Genomic DNA, 3,068 nt, shown 5'->3' with positions numbered 1-3,068 from the left:
GTCCAGTGGGGCGACCAGGGCGGCGGAGGTGACCACGACCTCGGCGTAGCCGCCGCTGTCGACGATCGTCAGCGCGGCCACCGGCTGACCGGCCGCCAGGTCCTCGACGCCGGGGCCGACGGCGCGGATCCGGCCCGACACCTCGATCCCGGGCACGAAGGGAAGCGGCACGTCCACCACGCCGCGCCGATAGAGGATCTCGGCGAAGTTCGCGCCGGCGTACGCGACGTCGATGGAGACCTGGCCCGGGCCGGGCTCGGGGATCGCCACCTGATCGACGCGGAGTACCTCGGCACCGCCGAACTCCGGAATGGTCACTGCTCTCATCTGCCTGTCGTTGCCGCTCATGGCACGATCCTGCGGCCGCGGCGGCGGACTCGGCAGTGTCCGCTCATCCTGGGTGTGCCACCACCAGGCCGCGCTCCCGCATCAGCTTCTCCAGCCGTTGGAGGGTGTCGGTGCCCGGACGGGGATTGTGCAGGATCAGGTGGTGCCCCGGATGCTCGGGCAGCGGCAGCAGCGTGGCATCGAAGATCAGCGTCCCGGCCTCGGGATGATCGACGGCCTTCACCGCGCCGGTGTGCTCGGCCACGTCGTGGCGCGCCCAGAGTTCGGCGAACTCCGGGCTGACCGCGGCCAGGTCGGCGGCGATGCGGTCGAACTCCCGATCGCCGGGGTAGCGCGCCGCGTCGGCCCGGAAGGCGGCGGCCACGTCGGGAGCGGTCTCGGCCCAGTGCCGGTGCAGCACCCGGTAGCGGGCGTTGGCGAAGGAGGAGACCAGGCAGTTGTGGTCGCTCTCTCCGTAGCCGAACACCGCACGCGCCGCATCGTTGACGGCGGTGAAGTTCCAGTGACGGTCGCGGACATAGCCGGGCCGCGGCAGCCAGGACTCCAGCAGCCGTTGCACCTCGGGTGAGGCGGGGACGGAGGCCGCGGCCGAGGCCGGCGGCGGGTTGAGCCCCGCCAGCAGGTACAGGTGGGCACGCTCGGCGGCGTCGAGCAGCAGCGCGCGGGCGATCGCGTCGAGGACCTCCTCGGACACCTTGATGTCACGCCCCTGCTCCAGCCACGTGTACCACGACACCCCGACCCCGGCCAGCACCGCGACCTCCTCGCGCCGCAGCCCCGGCGTACGCCGCCGGCCGCCGTCCGGCATGCCGACGTCGGCGGGCGAGACCCTCGCCCGGCGGCTGCGCAGGAACTCCCGCAACTCGGCGCGGCGGCGGTCGCGGGGCAGGGGGGATTGAGCACCGGCCATGGGCCCAACCCTAGGCAACGCCGTCGCGGGAGACCCGGCCGGTCATGGCCTCCACCGTGCCGCGAAGGCGCGGGACGGGTTCTCGATGAAGATCGCGGTTGCCAGAGCGGCGCCGAGTTCCCGTTCGATCCGTGGGCGCAGGCCGCCGAGCAGGAACGGCATGCCGGGGCCGTCGGCGCCGGACCGGGCCAGGGCGGTGACCGTGTCGGCGCCGAGCAGGAGCTGGTGGGCGTGACCGGCGTCGGCCAGGGCCCCGAGGCTGTCCAGCAGGCGCCAGTCGGTGGCGTGGTGCACACGGGACGGGCCGTCGAACGCCAGGAACGCACCGGCCTCGGCGACCGCCCGGTGCATCCTCGTATCCGGAAACCGGTGCAGGTGCCCGAGGATCACGCGCCGCGGAGAGACTCCGTGCGTCCCGCACAGCAGGTCGAGGACGTCCATCGCGGCGGTTCCGGCCTCCAGGTGGACGCCGATGGGCGCGTCGGTGGCGTGGTGCGCCTCGGCGGCGGCGGCCATGACGTGCCGGGCGTGGTCATCGAGGCGGTGATAGGCGCCCGCGACCTTGATGAGCCCGGCCTTCACGCGAGGGCCGGTCAGGTCGCGGACGAACAGCCCGGCCAGGTCGTCATGGACGCCGGCCGTCTCATCGCGGCCGTAGTGCTTGGCCTGGTGCATTCCGGTGGCGCCGATGACATGGACCCCGGACCGCCGGGACAGGCCGGGCAGTTCCTCGGTTCGGGGGCCCATCCCCCACGGCGTCCACTGCACCACGGCGTTCCCGCCGAGCGCGGCGAAGGCGTTCAGCTCGGCGAGCGCGGCCTCGGCGTCGTCCAGCTCCTGGCCGGGCAGGGCCGGCGAGCTGATGAACAGATGGTCGTGGGCGTCACAGACGCCGAGTTCCTCGGGCGCGATGTCCCCGAGCACCGTACGGACCCGTTCGCTCATGAGTCCGCGGCCTCCCGCTCGACGTCGGCGATCGCGGCGGTGGCGTTCCGCAGCCCGGCCAGCGCCTTGGGGACGCCGACGTACGGCGCGAGGTGCACGAAGACCTCGATCACCTCTTCGCGCGTCATCCCGATCCGCAGCGAGGTCCGCACGTGACCGGTCAGCTGCGGATCGACACCGCCGACGGCGGTGAGGGCCGCCAGGTTGACGAGCTGCCGGTCACGCAGCGACAGCCCCTCGCGCAGGTAGGTGCCGCCGAACAGGGCGGTGATGATCCAGTCCGGGAAGCCCGGGGCGATCTCCTCGACGCCGGGGAACGCCCGCTGGGTGGTCTCGTCCTGGAGGACGTTCAGCAAGCGGTACCCCTCCTCGCGATCGAGCCGGGCCTGCTCTGTCCGTGCCTGATCCATCGCCATGCCTCATTCCTTGTCCGGGGTGATGTAACGCCTTGCCCGTTACATCGAGGCACACTAACAGAAGTAACGGTTCAGGCGTTACAGTGGGCCCATGGCTGGAGAAGACAAGCTCGCCTTCCGCTTCGACTGCGGCGCCACCTGGTTGAACCTGCTCGCCACCACGGGCCGCAGGTTCAGCGCGAACCCGGTCGAACGGATGGCCACTCCGGACCGGCTCTCCGAATGGCTGGAGCACTGTGAGCTGTCCCCGGTCCGGCGGCCCGACCAAGGCGACCTCGACCGGGCCCGGGAGCTGCGGGAGACCCTGCGCACGCTGGCGCTGGCCACCGTCGACCGGCGTCCGCCGCCCGCGGACGCGGTCGCGGACCTGGCCGCGTTCCTCGCCGAGCATGACGACCCGGTCCGCCTGACCGCCGACGACCGGCTACGCCGCGAACCGCCGGCGACGG

Annotated in this window: 5 protein-coding genes; 1 reads left to right on the top strand and 4 read right to left on the bottom strand. The window is 72.6% G+C overall.

What is annotated here, in order from left to right; translation table 11 throughout:
• The 4 genes from ACFFNX_RS46410 to ACFFNX_RS46395 form a co-directional block, all read right to left on the bottom strand.
• Positions 1-348, bottom strand: a 348-nt coding sequence (locus tag ACFFNX_RS46410) for an alcohol dehydrogenase catalytic domain-containing protein (RefSeq protein ID WP_378212745.1), incomplete at its 3' end; no start/stop codon positions are given.
• Positions 349-391: 43 nt separating this feature from the next.
• A complete protein-coding gene (locus ACFFNX_RS46405) occupies positions 392-1,258 on the bottom strand; it encodes a helix-turn-helix transcriptional regulator (RefSeq protein WP_378212742.1) in 867 nt (288 codons plus the stop codon).
• Positions 1,259-1,300: 42 nt separating this feature from the next.
• Positions 1,301-2,203: a phosphotriesterase family protein gene (locus tag ACFFNX_RS46400; RefSeq protein ID WP_378212740.1), complete on the bottom strand. Its 903-nt coding sequence runs from the start codon at positions 2,201-2,203 to the stop codon at positions 1,301-1,303.
• Positions 2,200-2,619 (bottom strand): carboxymuconolactone decarboxylase family protein, encoded by a 420-nt coding sequence (locus tag ACFFNX_RS46395; protein WP_378212737.1) that lies wholly within the window; start codon positions 2,617-2,619, stop codon positions 2,200-2,202. Before ACFFNX_RS46395 ends, ACFFNX_RS46400 begins: the two co-directional genes overlap by 4 nt.
• 91 nt (positions 2,620-2,710) lie before the next feature.
• Here ACFFNX_RS46395 and ACFFNX_RS46390 point away from each other — a divergent pair.
• Positions 2,711-3,068: ABATE domain-containing protein (locus tag ACFFNX_RS46390; protein ID WP_378212736.1), on the top strand; the 358-nt coding region annotated here is incomplete at its 3' end.

It is taken from the genome of Actinoallomurus acaciae (assembly GCF_042429965.1).
Taxonomy (GTDB): domain Bacteria; phylum Actinomycetota; class Actinomycetes; order Streptosporangiales; family Streptosporangiaceae; genus Actinoallomurus; species Actinoallomurus acaciae.
This window is presented reverse-complemented; position numbering and strand designations above follow the sequence as displayed.